Below are 16,263 nucleotides of genomic sequence, written 5' to 3'. Positions count from 1 at the left end.
TCTCTAATGCGGCACGGCCAGCCACTGGCCGGCCACGTGGTGAAGGGCGACACGATGGTCGAACACGGCCTCGAGCGCGCGATGGGTCGCGGCATCGCCGCAGGCGCCGTGGTGCAGCACCCGGCCTCCGGCCATCACGACCATGGCGTCGGCGGCGAGCGCGGCATTCAGCTCGTGCAGCACGCTGACCACGGTGCGGCCTTCGGCCACCAGCGCGCGCACCGTCCGCATCCAGTCGGCCTGGTGCGGCGGATCGAGGTTGGCAAGCGGCTCGTCCATCAGCAGCAGTTCGGCCTCGACCGCCAGCGCGCGCGCCAGCAGCACCCGCTGCCGCTCGCCGCCCGACAACTGGCCGAGCGGCCGGTCGCGCCATTCCCAGGCCTGGGTGCTGCGCAGCGCGCGCTCGACGGCCGCGCAATCGGCCTCGCTGGGCGCGGCCAGCCAACGCTGGTGCGGCAGGCGGCCGAGCATCGCGACGTCGTAGACCATCAGGTCGTCGGCACTGCCTTCGCCCGCCCCACCCTGGCCCAGCCAGGACAGCCGCCGCGCACGCGAACGTCCGGACAGCGTATTCAGCCGCTGCCCCTGCATCAGCACTTCGCCGCCATGTGCCAGCAGGCCGGCGAGCACCTTGAGCAAGGTCGACTTGCCGGCGCCGTTGGGTCCGACGATGCTGGTCCAGCGCCCTGCCGCCAGCGACAGATCGATGCCATGCAGCACCTCTGCGATGCCCAGCCGAGCCGTGACGCCGCGTGCTTCCAGCGCGGCCCGGTCCATCGCGGCCATCGGGCGGCTCACAACCCACCCCGCGCGCTGCGCCGGTGCATCAGCCACAGCAGGTAGCTGCCCCCGAGCACCGCGGTCAGCACGCCGACCGGCAGTTCCTGCGGCGCGACCAGCCAGCGTGCCAGCAGGTCGGCGGCCATCAGCAGCAGGCCGCCCATCGCGGTCGACAGCACGATCAGCCGCGCATGCGTGGTCTTCACCACCGATCGCACCAGGTGCGGCGCCGCCAGACCGACGAAGGCGATCAGCCCGGTCTGCGCCACCGCGGCGCCGGTCGCCAGTGCCAGCACCGCGACCAGCGCGGCGCGCATCGCGCCCAGCGGCAAGCCGAGGCTGGCCGCCGTCGACTCGCCGAGCGCCAGGCCGTCGAGCACCGGCGCCAACGCCCAGGCGAGCAGCAGGCAGACCGCGCCGACCCCGCCCATGACGGCGCACGCGCCCCAGCCGACCAGGCCCGTGCTGCCGAGCATGAAGCCCTGGATGGCCTGGAGGATGTCGGTCGAGGCGATGGTCAGCAGGTCCTTGGCGGCGCCGAGCACGACGCCGACGATCACGCCCGCCAGCAGCAGCCTCAGTGTCTGCTGCACGCCGCGCGCCAGCAGCAAGGTCAGCAGCACCGCCAGAACGGCGCCGAGGAAGGCCGCGCCCGTGAGCCCGAGCCGCACCACCCACTGCGTGCTGGTCGGCGACAAGCCGAACAGCCAGAGCGCCAGCGCAACGCCGAGCGAGGCACCCGAGGCGCTGCCGAGCAGATAGGGATCGGCCAGCGGATTGCGGAACAGCCCCTGTGCGACCGCACCCGCCAGCCCCAGCAGCGCGCCCGCGAGCCAGGCGCCGAACGTGCGCGGCAGACGGATGTCGCGCACGATCTGCAGCGCCACGGGATCGACGGCCGCCGCCAGCAGGTTCTCGAAACCCGTGCTGCCGATGCCGGCGCCCAGCGCCAGCAGCGCCACGCCCGCCAGCAGCAGCGCAATGCCCAGCAGCAGTGCGCGACGATGCTCGCCCTTCACCGGCGCTCCTGCAGGCACTCGGCCATCAGGCGCGCCGCTTCCCCCATGCGCGGCCCGGGCCGGACCAGCACATCGGATTGCTCGGCCGTGAAGCGGCAGATGCGGCCCTCGCGCACGGCCTTGATGCGACCCCAGCCCGGCCGCTGCTCCAGCCCCTGGGCGCTGCGTTCGCCGACCATGATCAGGTCGGGATCGGCGCGCACCACGAACTCGGGATTGAGCTTCGGGAACGGACCCAGCGAGGGCGGCACGATGTTCTTCGCCCCGAGCCGCGCGAGAGTCTCGCCGATGAAGGACGCCTCGCCGGCCGCATAGGGAGCGCTGTTGACCTCGAAATACACGCGCGTGCGCTTCACGCTCTCGGGCAGCGACTGCGCCGCCGCCGACACGCTGGCGTCGATCTCGCGCCAAACCGCCCGCGGATCGCCCGCGCCCAGCACCTGGCCCAGCGCATCGAGCACGCGCCGGACATCGGCATGGTTCTTCGGCTCGAGCACCACCACCTTGAGCCCGAGCGCCTCGAGCCGGTCGGTGACGCGCGACGACTTCGCGAGCAGCACCACGTCGGGCTTGAGCGCGACGATGGCCTCGACGTTCGGGTCGATGCCGCCGCCGACCTGCGGCAGCCCCCGCACCGAAGCCGGCCAGTTCGAATAGCGGTCGACGCCGACCAGCCGGTCGCAGGCGCCGAGCGCGCAGACCGATTCGGTCAGCGACGGCAGCAGGGTCACGATGCGCCGCGGCGGCTTCGGCAGCTCGACGCCGACGCCGCGTTCGTCGGTCACGACGATCGCCTGGGCAGCCAGCGCCAGCGCGCACAGGCACGCGGCGAGCCACAGCCGGACGAGGCCCCTCATGAGGCGTCCTTGATGCTCAGCGGCAGCCCGGCCGCCATCAGCGTGACGCGCTCGCAGGCCGCGGCGACCTGCTGGTTCAGCAAGCCCAGCGCGTCGACGAAGGCGCGGGCCTCGCGGCCCAGCGGGATCACGCCGAGGCCGATCTCGTTGCCGACCAGCACCAGCGGCCCGGGCGCCTCATCGATCGCGCACAGCAACTCGGCGACCGCGCGATCGACCGGCAAGGGCGCGCGCGGCGCCCCGAAGGGCATCATCAGGTTGGTCAGCCACAAGGTCAGGCAATCGACCAGCACCAGCGTGCCGGGACCGCCGCGTTCGCGGATCGCCTGCGCCAGCGCCACCGGCTCCTCGACCGTGACCAGGGCAGGCACCCGCGCCGCCCGGTCCTCGCGGTGCCGGGTGACGCGCGCCAGCATCTCCTCGTCCAGGGCCCGCGCCGTGGCGACCAGCACCGCGCGGTGCGAGCAAGAGCGCGCCAGCCACGCCGCGGCCAGGTGCTCGCCGCGGCGCGACTTGCCGCTCTTCTGTCCCCCGAGGATCAGTTCGCGGCGGGCGATGCTCATTTCTTCGGTTGCCACCGCAGGGTCAGGTAGGCGCCGAATCCGGCCTGGTTGTAGCCAAAGGCCGTTTCGTAGTGTTCATCGGTCAGGTTGGTGATGCGGCCCTGCACCGTCCAGTCCTTGGCAAAGCGATAGTCCACATAGAGATCGATCGTGGTGTAGGCGCCGAGTGTGCGCGTATTGGCCGCGTCGTCAAAGCGGCTGCCCACGCTGAGCGCCGAGGCGCCGAGCTTCCAGGGTCCCGTGCTGTAGTCGATCGCCAGCGTCGCCTGGTTCTTCGCCCGGCGCGGCAGTTGCTTGCCGGTGACCTCGTTGCGCGGATCGAGCGAGTCGTAGCTGGCGTGCAATCCCAGCCCGTCGAACTGGCCGTCGTAGCTCAGCGTGCCGCCGGTGATGCGCGCCTCGGGAATGTTCTGCGGCAGCGTGGTGCTGGTGATGAAGCCCTGGATCTTGTTGTCGTAGCCCACCAGCTTGACGGTATGGGCACCCTGGGTCCAGGTGATGCTGGCATCGGTGTTCTTGCCCTCCTCGGGCTGCAGCGCCGGATTGCCGAAGCCCGGGTAGTAGAGCTGGTTGAACGACGGTGCCGCGAAGCTGGTGCCCTGCGACAGGCTGACGCGCCAGTTCGGCGTGATGCGATAGGCGTAGCCGGCGAACCAGGTGTCGGCATCGCCGAACTGCGAATTGCTGTCGTGCCGCGCATTGACCTGCCAGCTGTGGGCGCCGGCGTTGCCGTTCAGGCCGACGAAGCCGGAGTCGATGGTGCGATCGGTCACGGTGTACCGGGTGTCGCTGTTGACGTCCTGCTCGCGGCGCTCGAGGCCGGCCACCACGGTGCCGATCGAGGTCACGATGTCGTTCTGCCAGAGGTACTGGTTCTGCGTCGTGTCGAACAGGCCCGGCACGTTGAACGGTGCCGCCACGATGGCGCGGCTGTAGTCCTCGCTGCGCGAGTATTGCAGCTGGGTGGTCCAATTCGACAGCACCCGGCCGGTGACACCGACATAGCCGTTCTCGGTCCGAAGGATGCCGCGCGTGTCGCGCCCCGGGCCGTCGTCGTAGTGGTTCAGGCCATCGGCATAGAGCATGCCGGCGTCGACCTTCCAGTCCTGATTGAGCTGGTAGCCGAACGAGGCGTTGGCACCGGTCTGCGAGAACGGATCGCGGTCGGGGTTGAAGTTGCCGAACTGCACGTTGCGGTTGGTGGACGAGAAGCTGTCGACCAGGGTCCGCGTGAGGTCGAGCGAGTAGGTCGCCGCCCCCGAGGCGCCGCTGAAGCCGCCGGTGATCTGCTTGTAGTTGTCGCTGCCGAGGGTGGTCGAGGCGCGCGGGTTGAATATCGTCTCGCCCGGCGCCGCCTTGCGCGTGAAGATCTGCACCACGCCGCCGACGCCGTCGCTGCCGTAGAGCGCCGAGGCCGGTCCCTTGACCACTTCGATGCGGTCGATCAGTTCGACCGGGATGTTGTCCCAGACCGGCGTGCCGAGGGTCGCCGAGCCGTAGCGCACGCCGTCGATCAAGAGGATGGTGTGGCGCGCTTCGGCGCCGCGGATGTAGACGCTGCTGCCCTTGCCCAGGCCGCCGGTGGCCGAGATCTGGACCCCGGCCATGCGGGCCAGGATTTCTGGCAGCGTGCGGCTCGCCTGCTGCTCGATCTGGGCCCGCTCGATGACCACCGTGTCCGACACCAGTTCGTCGGCACGGGTGGCAACGCGCGTGGCGGTCACCACCATTTCGGGCAGCGCAGGCGCGGCGGCCTCCTGGGCCAAGGCCGGTGCGGGCAGCCCGGCAACGCCAGCCATCAGGGAAGCGACGGCCAGCGAGACGGCATGGGCGCGCGGACGCGGCCACGGTGAAGCGCTGCGGGACACGCGCGTGGAAGAAACGCAGATTTTCATGGGAGCGACAAAGATCAATGCCCTTCGCCGGCTTCCCCGCCGGCGCTTGGACGTCATGGCCACCGTCATGCTTCTAGCCATGCGGCGGCCGCCTCGTTGGCCGGTATCCGGGCTGGCGGCACAACCCTCGCCGCCTTCCCAGGCACCTGTTTCAGGGCGCCCAGTGGCTGATTGACGAGGGCGGCATCCGAGGATGCCGGCTGCTTGACCGTTGCGGGGGCAGCGCAGGTTGGACCGGCCCGATGGGCTTCGCCTCCTGCTTCCCGTTGAACTGCGACGCGTGAACCGCGGCGCGAGCACCAACGCGCGGAATTGTAGGGTTTGTTGGCGTAGGCCTTCCGGACTGCGATGAAAACGCAGCAGCGCCGGAAACTACAATCGCCCTCCATGCCTGCACCGAGCCGTATTGACCAGATCGCCGAGCGCGTCGAACGCCTGCTCGTGCGCCATGAGGAAGTACAGCGCACCAATGCGCTGCTCCAGGACCAGGTCGACGCGCTCACGCGCGAACGCGACACCCTCAAATCGCGGCTTGCCGCGGCGCGCACGCGGCTCGATGCCCTGCTCGACCAACTGCCCGCCGATCCCGGCCAAGACGCCAGCGCTCCCTGATGAAACAAATAGAAGTCCAGATCATGGGCCAGAGCTACCTGCTCGGCTGCCCTGAAGGCGGCGAAGCGCAACTGCGCGAAGCGGTCGAACGCGTCGATGCCGCGATGTGCAAGATCCGCGACGCCGGCAAGGTCAAGGCGCGCGACCGGATCGCGGTGCTGGCCTCGTTGAACCTGGCCTTCGACCTGGTGCAGCGCGAAGCCGCGCCGGCGCCGGCGCCTGCTGCAGCCCCTGACGCCACCGAAGAGGACGCCCGCGCCGCGCAACTGGTCCAGCGCCTCGACCAGGCCCTCGCCGGCGACGGACATTTGCTCTAGAACCAACTCGCCCCCAGGCCGGGCAGCGCGATTGAAAAGATTGCGCGTCCGCAGCGCCGGCAGCGGGCGTAAAATACGCATCGTCTGCGGTGCGAAGCTGGGCTTTATATTTCCTTGTACCAATGCTCTACGGAGCAGGGCTTGGAACATCGCTTGGCGGGTGTGATCATCTCGCGTCAGATGAACCCGAAGCCTTGCTGACCTCGCCCACCTGAACCCTGGTTCAGGATGCGGGTCCGGCTCACACTCGCAGACACCTTTTCGATGACAGCCACGGCACCCGCGACGGGTGCCGTGGCTTTTTTCTGGAACCGTGCCAATGATGATCGAAATCCTGTTGATCGCCGAACTCGCCCTGCTCGGTGTCGGCACCGGATTCCTTGCCGGCCTGCTCGGCATCGGCGGCGGCATGCTGATGGTGCCGTTCATCACGATCATCCTCGGCCACCGCGGCGTCGCCGCCGACCTGTCGGTCAAGATGGCGATCGCGACCTCGATGGCGACCATCATCTTCACCTCGATCTCGAGCGTGCGGGCCCATCACAAGCGGGGCGCCGTGCGCTGGGACATCGTCAAGCGGCTGGCGCCCGGCATCGTGGCCGGCAGCCTGCTGGGCAGCCTGGGCGTCTTCAGCCTGCTCAAGGGCAGCGCGCTGGCGATCTTCTTCGCCCTCTTCGTCGGCTTCTCGGCCACCCGGATGTTCCTCGACAAGAAGCCCAAGCCGACGCGCCAGATGCCGGGCACCGCAGGCCAGTTCGCCGCCGGCGGCGCGATCGGTTTCATCTCCGGCCTGGTCGGCGCCGGCGGCGGCTTCATCAGCGTGCCCTTCATGACCTGGTGCAACGTCGCGATCCACAATGCGGTCGCCACCAGCGCCGCACTGGGCTTCCCGATCGCGGTCGCCAACGTGGTCGGCTACGTGGCCAGCGGCCACTCGGTGCAAGACCTGCCGGCAGGCTCCTTCGGCTACATCTGGCTGCCGGCGCTGGCTGTGATCGCCATCTGCAGCTTCGCCGTGGCGCCGTTGGGCGCGCGGGCCGCACACAAGCTGCCGGTCGGCAAGCTCAAGCGCGTGTTCGCGAGCATCCTCTACCTGCTGGCAGCCTACATGCTCTGGAAGGGGCTGCACGGCTGAGGTCGGCCGGCCGCGCATTCCCCCACGCTTGACCGGAATCAAGCCAGGCCGCGCGGCCCTTGTATTAAGCTCGTGCGGTCCAACCACAGGAGCATTCATGTTCAAGCGAATCCTGGTCGCCACCGACGGCTCCCCGCTCTCGAAGAAGGCCGTGGAGAGCGCCATCGCACTGGCCGCACGGAGCGGCGCCGAGCTGCTCGCGCTGACCGTGGTGCCGCGCTATCCGACCAACTACTTCGACGGCGCCGCGGTCTTCACGCCTGAAGACATCGGGCGCATCGAAAGGCAGTGGGCAGAATCGGCGCAAGCCACGCTCGATGAGATCGCCAAGCTGGCCGAGGCCAGCGGCGTCCGGATCCAGACCACGACGGTCAGCGGCGACCTGGTGGGCGAGGCGATCATCGCGGCCGCGAAGAAGCACGGCAGCGACACGATCGTGATGGCCTCGCACGGCCGCCGGGGCATCAGGCGCCTGCTGCTGGGCAGCGAGACCCAGCATGTGCTCACCCATTCGGACCTGCCGGTCTTGGTGCTGCGCTGAGTCCGGTTTATAAACGCCGCACGCGGTGCCTTCACCGCGCATCGAGAATCAATGAAAGAGGCCACGCATGAAGATCCTGATCGCCGTTGACGGCAGCGACCACACGACGAAGGCGCTCGACTACCTGGCGAAGCATCGCAACATGTTCATCGATGGCAACGAACTGGTGGTGGTGCATGTCTGCATCGGCGTGCCGGGCCATGTCACGCGCCACCTGAGCAAGGAGATCGTGCGCGACTACTACGCCGAGGAAACGGCCAAGGTCGTCGAGCCGGTCAAGGCCACGCTGGCGAGCTACGGCATCACCAACTACACGCTCGACCAGCGCCACGGCCACGCTGCCGAAGAAATCCTCAAGGCCGCCAATGCCTGCGGCGCCGAACTGATCGTGATGGGCACGCACGGCCATGGCCTGCTGGGCCGGGCGCTGATGGGATCGGTCGCGACCAAGGTGGTGTCCGAGACCGACATCTCGGTGCTGCTGGTCCAGTAGGCGGGCCGGGCCGCTCCCGAGGCGGCCCCCTTCTTCACCCCTCGCGCGCGAACAGCCCCTTGTGCTGCTCCCGGAGCAGCGCCTTCTGCACCTTCCCCATCGCATTGCGCGGCAGCTCGGGCACCACGAAGCAGCGCTTTGGGATCTTGAAGTTGGCGAGCTTCGCCTTGAGCTCGGCAATGATCGCGTCGCCGTCGATCGAGGCACCGGCGCGGGCCGTCACGATGGCCACGCCGACCTCCCCGAAGTCGACGTGCGGCACGCCGACGATGGCGCTCTCGGCCACCCCGGCCAGTTCGTTGATGTAGCCCTCGACCTCGGCCGGATAGACGTTGTAGCCGCCGCTGATGATCAGGTCCTTGCTGCGCCCGACGATCGTGACATAGCCCAGGCCGTCGACTTTGCCGACGTCGCCGGTCCTGAAGTAGCCGTCGGCCGTGAACTCTTCCCGGGTCTTCTCCGGCATCCGCCAATAGCCGGCGAACACGTTCGGGCCGTCGACCTCGATGTGGCCGATCTCGTCGGTCGGGCACGGCTCGCCGGCATCGTCGCGCACCCGCAGGCGCACGCCCGGCAAGGGGAAGCCGACCGTGCCGCCACGGCGCTCGCCCTGCACCGGGCTGTAGGGGTTGGAAGTCAGCATGGCCGTCTCGCTCATGCCGTAGCGCTCGAGGATGGTGTGGCCGGTGCGCTCGCGCCAGGCATTGAAGGTGTCGATCAGGAGCGGCGCCGAACCGGAGATGAAGACCCGCATGTCGCGGCAGGCCTTCTTCGTCAGTCCGCGCTCGGCCAGCATGCGCACGTAAAGGGTCGGCACGCCCATGAAGACGGTCGCCTCGGGCAGCCGGGCGACGACGCGCGCAGGGTCGAAGCGGTTGAGCCAGATCATCTTGCTGCCGCTGATCAGCGCGCCGTGGATCGCGACGAAGAGCCCGTGCACATGGAAGATCGGCAGCGCGTGGATCAGCACATCGCCGCTGCGCCAGCCCCAGTAGTCCTTCAGCACCTTGGCGTTCGACGACAGGTTGCGGTGCGTCAGCATCGCGCCCTTGCTGCGGCCGGTGGTGCCGCTGGTGTAGAGGATGGCGGCGAGATCGTCCTCGCTCTTCAGGGCGACATCGTGCTGGTCGCTGCAGCGGGCGGCCGCCTCGAGCAGCGTGCCGCTGCGGTCGTCGTCGAGCGTGAAGAGATGGCGGGTGCCCGCGGCGGTCGCGATCGGGCCGACCCACGAGGCGTTGGCGCTGCTGCAGACCACCACGGCCGGTTCGGCGTTGCCGATGAAGTACGCGATCTCGGCGCCCCGGTAGGCGGTGTTGAGCGGCAGGAAGACATAGCCCGCGCGCAAGGTCGCCAGGTACAGCATCATGGCCTCGACCGACTTCTCGACCTGGACCGCGATGCGGGCGCCCTTCTCGAGGCCCAGCGCATCCAGCAGGTTGGCGATCATCGCGCTGGCGCGATCGAGGTCGCGCCACGAATAGAACAGGCCGTCGTCGGTCTCGACCGCGATGGCATCGAGATCGGAAGGGAAAGCCGCGCGCAGCACGGCGAAGAGATTGGCGTTGGGCGTGTCGGTCATGGGGATCTCAAAAGACGGGCGGCCGCTTGGCGAGGAAGGCGGCGATGCCTTCGCGATGCTCGGCGGAGTCGGCGTAATCGTAGGCGCCGGCAATCAGCGGCGCGACCGCCTGCTGCGCGCCGGCCTGCCGCAGCGCGGCGAAGGTCGCCTTGTTGAGGCGCGCGGCCGCTGGCGCCAGCGTCGCGATGCGCCGGGCATGCGCCAGCACCTCCGCTGCCAGTTCGACGTCGGGCAGCACGCGCAACAGGAAGCCGGCGTCGCAGAGGCGCTGCGCCCCGTGGACGCCGGCCGCCAGCAGCATGTCGCGCGCCAGCACGTCGCCGATCGCGCCCTGCACCAGCGCTGCCTCGCGCGGCGCCATCGGGAAGCCGAGCTTGGCGATCGGTGCGCCGAACTTGGCCGACGCAGCGGCCAGGCGGATGTCGCAGCAGCTCGCGATCTCGAGCCCGGCACCCATGCAGGCGCCCTCGATGCGGGCCACCAGCGGCAGTTCGCAAGCCAGCATCGCTGCCAGCGCGGCCCAGACCTCGTCCTCGTGGAACGCACGCAGGCTGGCGGCGTCGAAGCGGAAGGACGGGTATTCCGAGATGTCGCCGCCGGCGCAGAAGGCGCCGCCCTCGCCGCCGACGACGACACAGCGCAGCGCGCTCACTGGAGTACCTTCGTGCTTCGCACTGCGGCGCGAGCTTGCTTGGGAGCGGCCCGGCGCGGCGCTCATGGGCGCCAGCCGCTCGAAGACTTCGCGCAGTTCGCGCCACATGCCGCGCGTCATCGCGTTCAGCCGACCGGGGTTCTGCAGGGTCACGAAGGCCAGCGGCCCCTCGATGCGCAAACCGATCGACGCCGTCATTCGCGCCCCCGCGTTCGGCGCGGCGCTCATTCGAGCCCCCACGCTCGGCACTKCGTGTCCTCGCYGCCCCCCGAGGGGGYGCGAGCTTGCTTGGGGCGGCCCGGCGCGGCGCTCATTCGAGCCCCCACGCTCGGCACTGCGTGTCCTCGCTGCCCCCCGAGGGGGCGCGAGCTTGCTTGGGGCGRCCCGGCRCGGCGCTCATTCGAGCTTGGCCCCCGAGGCCTTGACCACCGCGGCCCAGCGCTTGATCTCCGAATTCACGAAGGCGCCATAGGCGGCCTGGGTGAGGTTCGGGATCTCCGAGCCATTGTTGGCCCAGATCGCCTTCAGCTCGTCCGTGGCGAGCGCCTTCCTCATGTCGTCGACGATCCTCGCCTGCACGTCGGCGGGCGTGCCCTTGGGCGCCCAGAGGCCGTACCAGGTCGTCACGGTGTAGTCGGGCAAGCCCACCTCGGCCGCGCAGGGGACGTCCGGGAAGGCCGCATTGCGCTTGCCGCCGGCGACCATCAGCGCCTTGATCCGGCCGGCCTTGATGTGCTGGGCCGACGAGCCGAGCCCGTCGAACATGACGTCGACGTTGCCGGCGATCAGGTCCTGCAGCGCCGGCCCGGCGCCGCGGTAGGGAATGTGCGTGATGTAGGTGCCGGTCTGCAGCTTGAACAGCTCGCCGGCCAGGTGGTGCGAGGTGCCGGCGCCGGCCGAGGCGTAGTTGAGCTTGCCCGGGTTCTGCTTGGCGTTGGCGACGAAGGCCTTGAGCGTCGCCTCGGTGATCCGCTTCGGGTTCACCACCACCACCTGCGGCACGTTGGCCAGCAGCAGCAGCGGCACGAAGTCCTTCTCGAGGTCGTAGTCGAGCTTGGGATAGATCGACGGCGCGATCGCGTGATGCACCGCGCCCATAAAGAGCGTGTAGCCGTCCGGCGCCGCCTTGGCGGCGATGCTGGCGCCGAGGGTGCCGCCGGCGCCGCCGCGGTTGTCGATCACCAGCGTCTGCCCGGTGAGCCTGCTGAACTGCGCCGACAGCGGCCGCGCGAAAGCGTCGGTGCCGCCACCGGCCGGGAACGGAACGACCATCGTCACCGGCCGGGTCGGCCAGTTCGATTGCGCCCGCGCGCTGCCCGCGAGAACGGCAGCGCTCGCTGCCGCCAGGCGCAGCACGTCGCGCCGTTGAAAACCTGGACCCATCGCTTGTCTCCTGTACTTGTCTGACAGTCTTGCGCCGGGGCCTGCTGCGCGCCGATTCGGAACGGCCCCTTTTTTTTCTCAGCCCTTGAGGAACAGGTCGTCAATACCGCCCGAGACCGCCACCCTGCCCTGCGCGAGCAGGGTGCGGTGCTTGTCGAGCCGCTTGAGATCGTAGAGGTAGTTGACCATCAGGCCGTAGGACTGCCTGAAGCCTTTCGGCGACGGGTCGCCGGCCCAGTTGAGACGCTCCACCCGCGCCCCGTTGCCGAGATGGAAGCGCGCCACCGGATCGACCGGCTTGCCGTCGACCGTGGCGCGGCCGAGGTACTCGGCGGCCGCATTCAACAGCAGCTGGCGCACCGGCGACCTGGCGTCGAGCGCATTCGCGTCGTCCGCGGCGGCGAGGAAGCGCTCGGTCGTCGGCGGCAGCGAGCCGATGGCGCGGCCCAGATCGGCGGAACGCTTCTCGTCGAGCCGCTCGAGCAGCTCGGCGGCGTGCTTCGCCAGCCAGCCGCGAAAACCCGGGATCGGCGACAAGGTCGCGAAGGTCTTCAGCCGTGGCAGTTCCTCCTGCAGCGTCTCGACCACGCGCTTGATCAGCGAGTCGCCGAAGCTGACGCCCCGCAATCCGGTCTGCGTGCTGCTGATCGAGTAGAAGATCGCGGTCGTCGCCTTGTCCGGCCTGACCAGCGCCGCGGCCTCGTCGAGCAGCGGCACGATGCCCTCACTGATGCGGTCGACCAGCGCCACCTCGACGAAGATCAGCGGCGTATTGGGCAACCGCGGATGGAAGAAGCCATAGCAGCGGCGGTCGCTGTCGAGCCGGTTCTTGACGTCGGCCCAGCTCTTGATGTCGTGCACCGCCTCGTACTGGATCAGCTTCTCGATCAGCGAGGCCGGCGAGTCCCAGCAGATGCGCCGCAGGTCGAGGAAGGCCATGTCGAACCAGGTCGAGAACAGGTGCTCGAGCTCGGCGTCGAGCGGCAGCAGCCGGCGATCGCCCTTCAGGTACGGCAGCAGCTCGGCGCGCAGGTCGACCAGGAAGCGCATGCCGTCGGCATCGATCGCGAAGCGCTGCAGCAGCCGCGCGCGCGGCGAGGCCAGCGCGCGCCGCAACCCGATCTCGGCCTGGCCCTCGTCGGGCGTGCCGACCGCCGCCTCGTGCCGGTCGCGGGCGCTGCTGAGCTTGTGCACATCGGGTGCGAAACGTTCGCTCATGAGCAGCCAGATGTCGCGCCGTTGGTCGAGTTCGCGGCCGCCATACCACTGCACCACCGCGTGCGCGCGACGCCCGGCCTCGACCTCGCTGATGCGGGGATCGAGCACCGCCTGCAGTTCGACCAGTGCACGCCGCAGCGCGCGCGGTGCCAGCGCCTCGCCCGGTCGGCGCAGCGTGGCTTCGAGCCGCTCGGCGAGCGGGCGCGGGCCCGCCGCGCCCTTCTTCGCCCGGGTGGCATCGGCGGCCGGCTTCGCGCCGTCGGGCGAATGCCCCGGACGCAGCAGCGAGACGCCGCGCGTGATCCAGTCGCCGGCATTCATGAGATCAGCTTCGCCTTCTGTTGCAGCGCGACCGCCCGCAGGGCCTCGCGCTGGCGGTTCAGGTGGGTGCGCATCGCCGCCTCGGCGCCGTCGCTGTCGCGCGCCTTGAGCGCGGCGAACACCGCGAGATGCTCGGACAGGCTCTGCTCGAGCCGTCCCGGCGCATGCAGCTGCTGCTGCCGCGCCAGCTTGAGGATCTTGCGCAGGTCGCCGATCACCTGCGCCAGCCAGCGGTTGTCGGCCAGCATGATGATCGCCTCGTGGATCGCGAAATTGGTCGCGTAGTAGTCGTTGATGCGGCGCGCCCGCGCGTGCTTCGCGAGCCGGTCGTGGAGCGCCTCGAGCGCGGCGAGATCGGCGTCGCTGGCATGGCGCGCGGCCTCCCAGGCGCAGCGGCCCTCGAGCAGCGCGATCACCGGGAAGATCTCGTCGAGGTCGCGCTGCGTGACCTCRGCGACGAAGCAGCCGCGGCGCGGCTCGTGCCGCAGCAGGCCTTCGGCCGTCAGCACCTTGAGCGCCTCGCGCAAGGGCGTGCGCGAGATCTGCAGGCGCTCGCACACCGACGCCTCGTCGATGAAGGCGCCCGGCGCCAGCACCCCGCCGAAGATCTCTTCGCGCAGGGTGGCGGCGACTTCGTCGTGCAGGGAGTTCTGGACCAGGCGCATGGGCGAATTCCGTAATTACGCGTAATTATGCGAACGCGGGGCCTGGCGCGCAACGCCCTGTCGCCTCCGGAGATACCCGGCCCCGCGGGCCGCCGCTCAACCCCTGAGAGCACCGGCCACCGCCGCAGGCCGCGCGCTGGCATAGAGCCAGAGCCCGAAGGCGATCATCGGCACGCAGAGCCACTGGCCCATGCTCATGTTGAGCGCCAGCAGGCCCAGGAAGTCGTCGGGCTCGCGGAAGTACTCGGCGATGAAGCGCATCAGGCCGTAGCCGATCAGGAACACCGCCGAGACGCGCCGTTCGCCGCGGTCCTTGCGCGCGTAGAGCCACAGCAGCGCGAACAGCAGCAGGCCCTCGAGCAGGAACTGGTAGACCTGCGAGGGATGGCGCGGCAGCATCGAGCCGCTTTGCGGAAACACCATGCCCCAGGGCAGGTCCGGGCTGCTGAAGCGGCCCCAGAGTTCGCCGTTGATGAAATTGCCGACCCGTCCCGCGGCCAGCCCGGTCGGCACGCAGGGGGCGACGAAATCCATCACCTGCCAGAACGGCCGGGCGCGCGAACGCGCGAACCACACCATCGAGGCGATCACGCCGAGCAGCCCGCCATGGAAGCTCATGCCGCCCTGCCAGACGAACAAGATCTCGAGCGGATGCGCGAGGTAGTAGCCGGGCTTGTAGAACAGGCAGTAGCCGAGCCGGCCCCCGACGATCACGCCCATCACGCCGAGGAACAGGATGTCCTCGACATCCTTGCGGGTCCAGGCGCCCGGTCCGGTGACCGAACGGAAGGGCTCGTGCCGAAGGCGGCGGGTGCCGAGAAAATAAAACAGCGCGAAGGCGGCCAGATAGGTCAGGCCATACCAATGGATGGCGACGGGGCCGATTTGCAGCGCGACGGGGTTGATCTGCGGGTACATGAGCATGGAGAGATTGTGCCGCCCTCGCGAAGCCCGCCGCCGAGCGAGGCGTTCGGCGCGATACTCGCTGGGTACCAGAATCGGAATCCGACAGGACCACATGCAGGGCCATCCCCAAGTCATCGACTATCTCAAGCAGCTGGTTCGCGGCGAACTCGCCGCCCGCGACCAGTACTTCATCCATTCGCGCATCTACGAGGACCAGGGCTTCGGCAGGCTGTACACGCGGCTCGACCACGAGATGCAGGAGGAAACCCAGCACGCCGACGCGCTGATCCGGCGCATCCTGATGCTCGGCGGCCTGCCCGACATGCGCCCGAAGGAATTCACGCCCGGCCTGACCGTGGCCGAGATGTTGCGAAAGGACCTGGCGACCGAGTACGAGGTGCGCGAGGCGCTGCAGCAGGGCATCGCGCTGTGCGAAAGCGTCGGTGACTACGTCAGCCGCGACCTGCTGCTCGCCCAGCTGAAGGACACCGAGGAAGACCATGCCTATTGGCTCGAGAAGCAGCTCGGCCTGATCGACAAGCTCGGCCTCGAAAACTACCTCCAGTCCCAATCGGAAGCCTGAGGGCGCTCAGCCGCCCTCCTCCATGCGCTCGCGCACGAAGGCGACGAAGCGGTCCAGCGCCGGATGGGCCTCGTCCTCTTGCCAGACCAGGCTGGTTTCGCACAGCGGCACGGCAGGCGGCCGCTTCCTGCCGCGCGCACCCGCGGCGTCGGGCGTGCGATAGACCACGCCGGTGCGGCGAAACTGCATCACGCTCTCGGGCACCCAGGCCAGGCCGAGCCCGGCCGACACCAGGTTGACGATGGTCTGCATCTGGATCGCCTCCTGCGCCACGACCGGCAATCGGCCCGCCGCGTGGTACAACCCGAAGACCGCGTCGTGCAGCGAGGGCGCGATGCGGCGCGGGAAGATCACCAGCGGCTCGCCGAGCACCGCCTCCCACGGCAACTGCGCTGCGGCGGCCAGCGGGTGGTGCTCGGGCAGCGCCAGCACCAGCGGCTCGACCGCCACCCGCAGGTGGCTGAGACCCGGCGGCGCGAAGCCCGGCGAATGCAGCATCAGGCCGGCGTCGATGGCACCGCGCTCCAGGTCCCGCAGCTGCACGTCGCCGGTGGCCTCGACCAGCTCCAGCACCACCTGGGGACTGTGCTCGCGGAACGCCCGCACCCAGCCCGGCAGCTGGTCGAAGCCGATGGTCGAGACGAAGGCCAGCCGCACCCGGCCGACCTCGCCGGCCGCCGCCGCGCGGGCCCGCGCCGGCAGCCCCTGCGCGCGCGCCAGCAGTTCGCGCACCTCGGGCAGCAG

Annotated in this window: 18 protein-coding genes and 1 riboswitch; of the genes, 6 read left to right on the top strand and 12 right to left on the bottom strand. The window is 69.5% G+C overall.

What is annotated here, in order from left to right; genetic code table 11:
• Positions 1-3: 3 nt before the first annotated feature.
• Genes AC1D2E_RS24120 through AC1D2E_RS24100 form a run of 5 tightly spaced genes read right to left on the bottom strand, consistent with a single transcriptional unit; the run spans position 4 to position 5,018 of the window.
• On the bottom strand, positions 4-777 hold the full coding sequence (locus AC1D2E_RS24120; RefSeq protein WP_478199754.1) for an ABC transporter ATP-binding protein: 774 nt from the start codon (positions 775-777) through the stop codon (positions 4-6).
• A 17-nt stretch (positions 778-794) separates the two neighbouring features.
• Complete coding sequence (locus AC1D2E_RS24115) at positions 795-1,799, bottom strand: FecCD family ABC transporter permease (RefSeq protein ID WP_478199737.1); 1,005 nt, start codon at positions 1,797-1,799, stop codon at positions 795-797.
• On the bottom strand, positions 1,796-2,656 hold the full coding sequence (locus AC1D2E_RS24110) for an ABC transporter substrate-binding protein (protein WP_478199736.1): 861 nt from the start codon (positions 2,654-2,656) through the stop codon (positions 1,796-1,798). Before AC1D2E_RS24110 ends, AC1D2E_RS24115 begins: the two co-directional genes overlap by 4 nt.
• The gene (locus AC1D2E_RS24105; RefSeq protein WP_478199735.1) at positions 2,653-3,219 is read right to left on the bottom strand and encodes a bifunctional adenosylcobinamide kinase/adenosylcobinamide-phosphate guanylyltransferase; all 567 of its coding nucleotides are present in this window, start codon (positions 3,217-3,219) and stop codon (positions 2,653-2,655) included. The genes AC1D2E_RS24110 and AC1D2E_RS24105 overlap by 4 nt, the downstream gene beginning before the upstream one ends.
• Entirely contained in the window at positions 3,216-5,018 is a 1,803-nt protein-coding gene (locus AC1D2E_RS24100; protein WP_478199734.1) for a TonB-dependent receptor domain-containing protein, read from the bottom strand. The genes AC1D2E_RS24105 and AC1D2E_RS24100 overlap by 4 nt, the downstream gene beginning before the upstream one ends.
• A 177-nt stretch (positions 5,019-5,195) precedes the next feature.
• A riboswitch (cobalamin riboswitch) is annotated at positions 5,196-5,432 on the bottom strand.
• 69 nt (positions 5,433-5,501) lie between these two features.
• On the opposite strand from AC1D2E_RS24100, the gene AC1D2E_RS24095 reads away from it, so the two are divergent.
• The 5 genes from AC1D2E_RS24095 to AC1D2E_RS24075 all read left to right on the top strand — a co-directional run bounded on the left by AC1D2E_RS24095 (position 5,502) and on the right by AC1D2E_RS24075 (position 8,212).
• Positions 5,502-5,726, top strand: coding sequence for a DUF904 domain-containing protein (locus tag AC1D2E_RS24095; RefSeq protein ID WP_286367563.1), 225 nt, complete (start codon positions 5,502-5,504; stop codon positions 5,724-5,726).
• Positions 5,726-6,043 (top strand): cell division protein ZapA, encoded by a 318-nt coding sequence (locus AC1D2E_RS24090; protein ID WP_478176811.1) that lies wholly within the window; start codon positions 5,726-5,728, stop codon positions 6,041-6,043. The genes AC1D2E_RS24095 and AC1D2E_RS24090 overlap by 1 nt, the downstream gene beginning before the upstream one ends.
• Positions 6,044-6,362: 319 nt before the next feature.
• Positions 6,363-7,178, top strand: a complete 816-nt coding sequence (locus AC1D2E_RS24085) for a sulfite exporter TauE/SafE family protein (protein WP_478199733.1) — start codon at positions 6,363-6,365, stop codon at positions 7,176-7,178.
• Positions 7,179-7,275: 97 nt separating this feature from the next.
• Positions 7,276-7,719 carry a universal stress protein gene (locus AC1D2E_RS24080; RefSeq protein WP_478176809.1) on the top strand — a complete coding sequence of 148 codons (444 nt, stop codon included), beginning with the start codon at positions 7,276-7,278 and terminating at the stop codon, positions 7,717-7,719.
• 67 nt (positions 7,720-7,786) lie between these two features.
• A complete protein-coding gene (locus AC1D2E_RS24075) occupies positions 7,787-8,212 on the top strand; it encodes a universal stress protein (RefSeq protein WP_478199732.1) in 426 nt (141 codons plus the stop codon).
• A 34-nt stretch (positions 8,213-8,246) separates the two neighbouring features.
• Here AC1D2E_RS24075 and AC1D2E_RS24070 read toward each other — a convergent pair whose 3' ends face one another.
• The 6 genes from AC1D2E_RS24070 to lgt form a co-directional block, all read right to left on the bottom strand.
• The gene (locus tag AC1D2E_RS24070) at positions 8,247-9,791 is read right to left on the bottom strand and encodes a malonate--CoA ligase (RefSeq protein WP_478199731.1); all 1,545 of its coding nucleotides are present in this window, start codon (positions 9,789-9,791) and stop codon (positions 8,247-8,249) included.
• Positions 9,792-9,798: 7 nt separating this feature from the next.
• Positions 9,799-10,641, bottom strand: a complete 843-nt coding sequence (locus tag AC1D2E_RS24065; RefSeq protein WP_478199730.1) for an enoyl-CoA hydratase/isomerase family protein — start codon at positions 10,639-10,641, stop codon at positions 9,799-9,801.
• A 198-nt stretch (positions 10,642-10,839) separates the two neighbouring features.
• The gene (locus AC1D2E_RS24060; protein WP_478199729.1) at positions 10,840-11,826 is read right to left on the bottom strand and encodes a Bug family tripartite tricarboxylate transporter substrate binding protein; all 987 of its coding nucleotides are present in this window, start codon (positions 11,824-11,826) and stop codon (positions 10,840-10,842) included.
• A 78-nt stretch (positions 11,827-11,904) separates the two neighbouring features.
• The gene (locus AC1D2E_RS24055; protein ID WP_478199728.1) at positions 11,905-13,365 is read right to left on the bottom strand and encodes a malonyl-CoA decarboxylase; all 1,461 of its coding nucleotides are present in this window, start codon (positions 13,363-13,365) and stop codon (positions 11,905-11,907) included.
• On the bottom strand, positions 13,362-14,030 hold the full coding sequence (locus tag AC1D2E_RS24050; RefSeq protein ID WP_478199727.1) for a GntR family transcriptional regulator: 669 nt from the start codon (positions 14,028-14,030) through the stop codon (positions 13,362-13,364). Before AC1D2E_RS24050 ends, AC1D2E_RS24055 begins: the two co-directional genes overlap by 4 nt.
• Before the next feature lie 96 nt (positions 14,031-14,126).
• Positions 14,127-14,954, bottom strand: a complete 828-nt coding sequence (lgt, locus tag AC1D2E_RS24045; RefSeq protein ID WP_478199726.1) for a prolipoprotein diacylglyceryl transferase — start codon at positions 14,952-14,954, stop codon at positions 14,127-14,129.
• Positions 14,955-15,048: 94 nt separating this feature from the next.
• Here lgt and bfr point away from each other — a divergent pair, with 94 nt between their 5' ends.
• Complete coding sequence (gene bfr / locus AC1D2E_RS24040) at positions 15,049-15,519, top strand: bacterioferritin (protein ID WP_478199725.1); 471 nt, start codon at positions 15,049-15,051, stop codon at positions 15,517-15,519.
• Positions 15,520-15,525: 6 nt separating this feature from the next.
• Here the strand turns inward: bfr and AC1D2E_RS24035 are convergent.
• Positions 15,526-16,263, bottom strand: a 738-nt coding sequence (locus tag AC1D2E_RS24035) for a LysR substrate-binding domain-containing protein (protein WP_478199724.1), incomplete at its 5' end; no start/stop codon positions are given.

It is taken from the genome of Variovorax sp. P1_H2 (genome assembly GCF_056405295.1).
The sequence above is the reverse complement of the archived record's forward strand: the minus strand, read 5'-3'. Positions and strand labels throughout refer to the sequence as shown.

What these genes read in the sequence shown, in the direction of transcription:
- AC1D2E_RS24120 (WP_478199754.1), bottom strand. Translation starts at nt 777, where the DNA reads ATGGACCGGGCCGCGCTGGAAGCACGCGGCGTCACGGCTCGGCTGGGC.
- AC1D2E_RS24110 (WP_478199736.1), bottom strand. Translation starts at nt 2,656, where the DNA reads ATGAGGGGCCTCGTCCGGCTGTGGCTCGCCGCGTGCCTGTGCGCGCTG.
- AC1D2E_RS24105 (WP_478199735.1), bottom strand. Translation starts at nt 3,219, where the DNA reads ATGAGCATCGCCCGCCGCGAACTGATCCTCGGGGGACAGAAGAGCGGC.
- AC1D2E_RS24100 (WP_478199734.1), bottom strand. Translation starts at nt 5,018, where the DNA reads ATGGCTGGCGTTGCCGGGCTGCCCGCACCGGCCTTGGCCCAGGAGGCC.
- AC1D2E_RS24095 (WP_286367563.1), top strand. Translation starts at nt 5,502, where the DNA reads ATGCCTGCACCGAGCCGTATTGACCAGATCGCCGAGCGCGTCGAACGC.
- AC1D2E_RS24090 (WP_478176811.1), top strand. Translation starts at nt 5,726, where the DNA reads ATGAAACAAATAGAAGTCCAGATCATGGGCCAGAGCTACCTGCTCGGC.
- AC1D2E_RS24085 (WP_478199733.1), top strand. Translation starts at nt 6,363, where the DNA reads ATGATGATCGAAATCCTGTTGATCGCCGAACTCGCCCTGCTCGGTGTC.
- AC1D2E_RS24080 (WP_478176809.1), top strand. Translation starts at nt 7,276, where the DNA reads ATGTTCAAGCGAATCCTGGTCGCCACCGACGGCTCCCCGCTCTCGAAG.
- AC1D2E_RS24075 (WP_478199732.1), top strand. Translation starts at nt 7,787, where the DNA reads ATGAAGATCCTGATCGCCGTTGACGGCAGCGACCACACGACGAAGGCG.
- AC1D2E_RS24070 (WP_478199731.1), bottom strand. Translation starts at nt 9,791, where the DNA reads ATGACCGACACGCCCAACGCCAATCTCTTCGCCGTGCTGCGCGCGGCT.
- AC1D2E_RS24065 (WP_478199730.1), bottom strand. Translation starts at nt 10,641, where the DNA reads ATGACGGCGTCGATCGGTTTGCGCATCGAGGGGCCGCTGGCCTTCGTG.
- AC1D2E_RS24060 (WP_478199729.1), bottom strand. Translation starts at nt 11,826, where the DNA reads ATGGGTCCAGGTTTTCAACGGCGCGACGTGCTGCGCCTGGCGGCAGCG.
- AC1D2E_RS24055 (WP_478199728.1), bottom strand. Translation starts at nt 13,365, where the DNA reads ATGAATGCCGGCGACTGGATCACGCGCGGCGTCTCGCTGCTGCGTCCG.
- lgt (WP_478199726.1), bottom strand. Translation starts at nt 14,954, where the DNA reads ATGCTCATGTACCCGCAGATCAACCCCGTCGCGCTGCAAATCGGCCCC.
- bfr (WP_478199725.1), top strand. Translation starts at nt 15,049, where the DNA reads ATGCAGGGCCATCCCCAAGTCATCGACTATCTCAAGCAGCTGGTTCGC.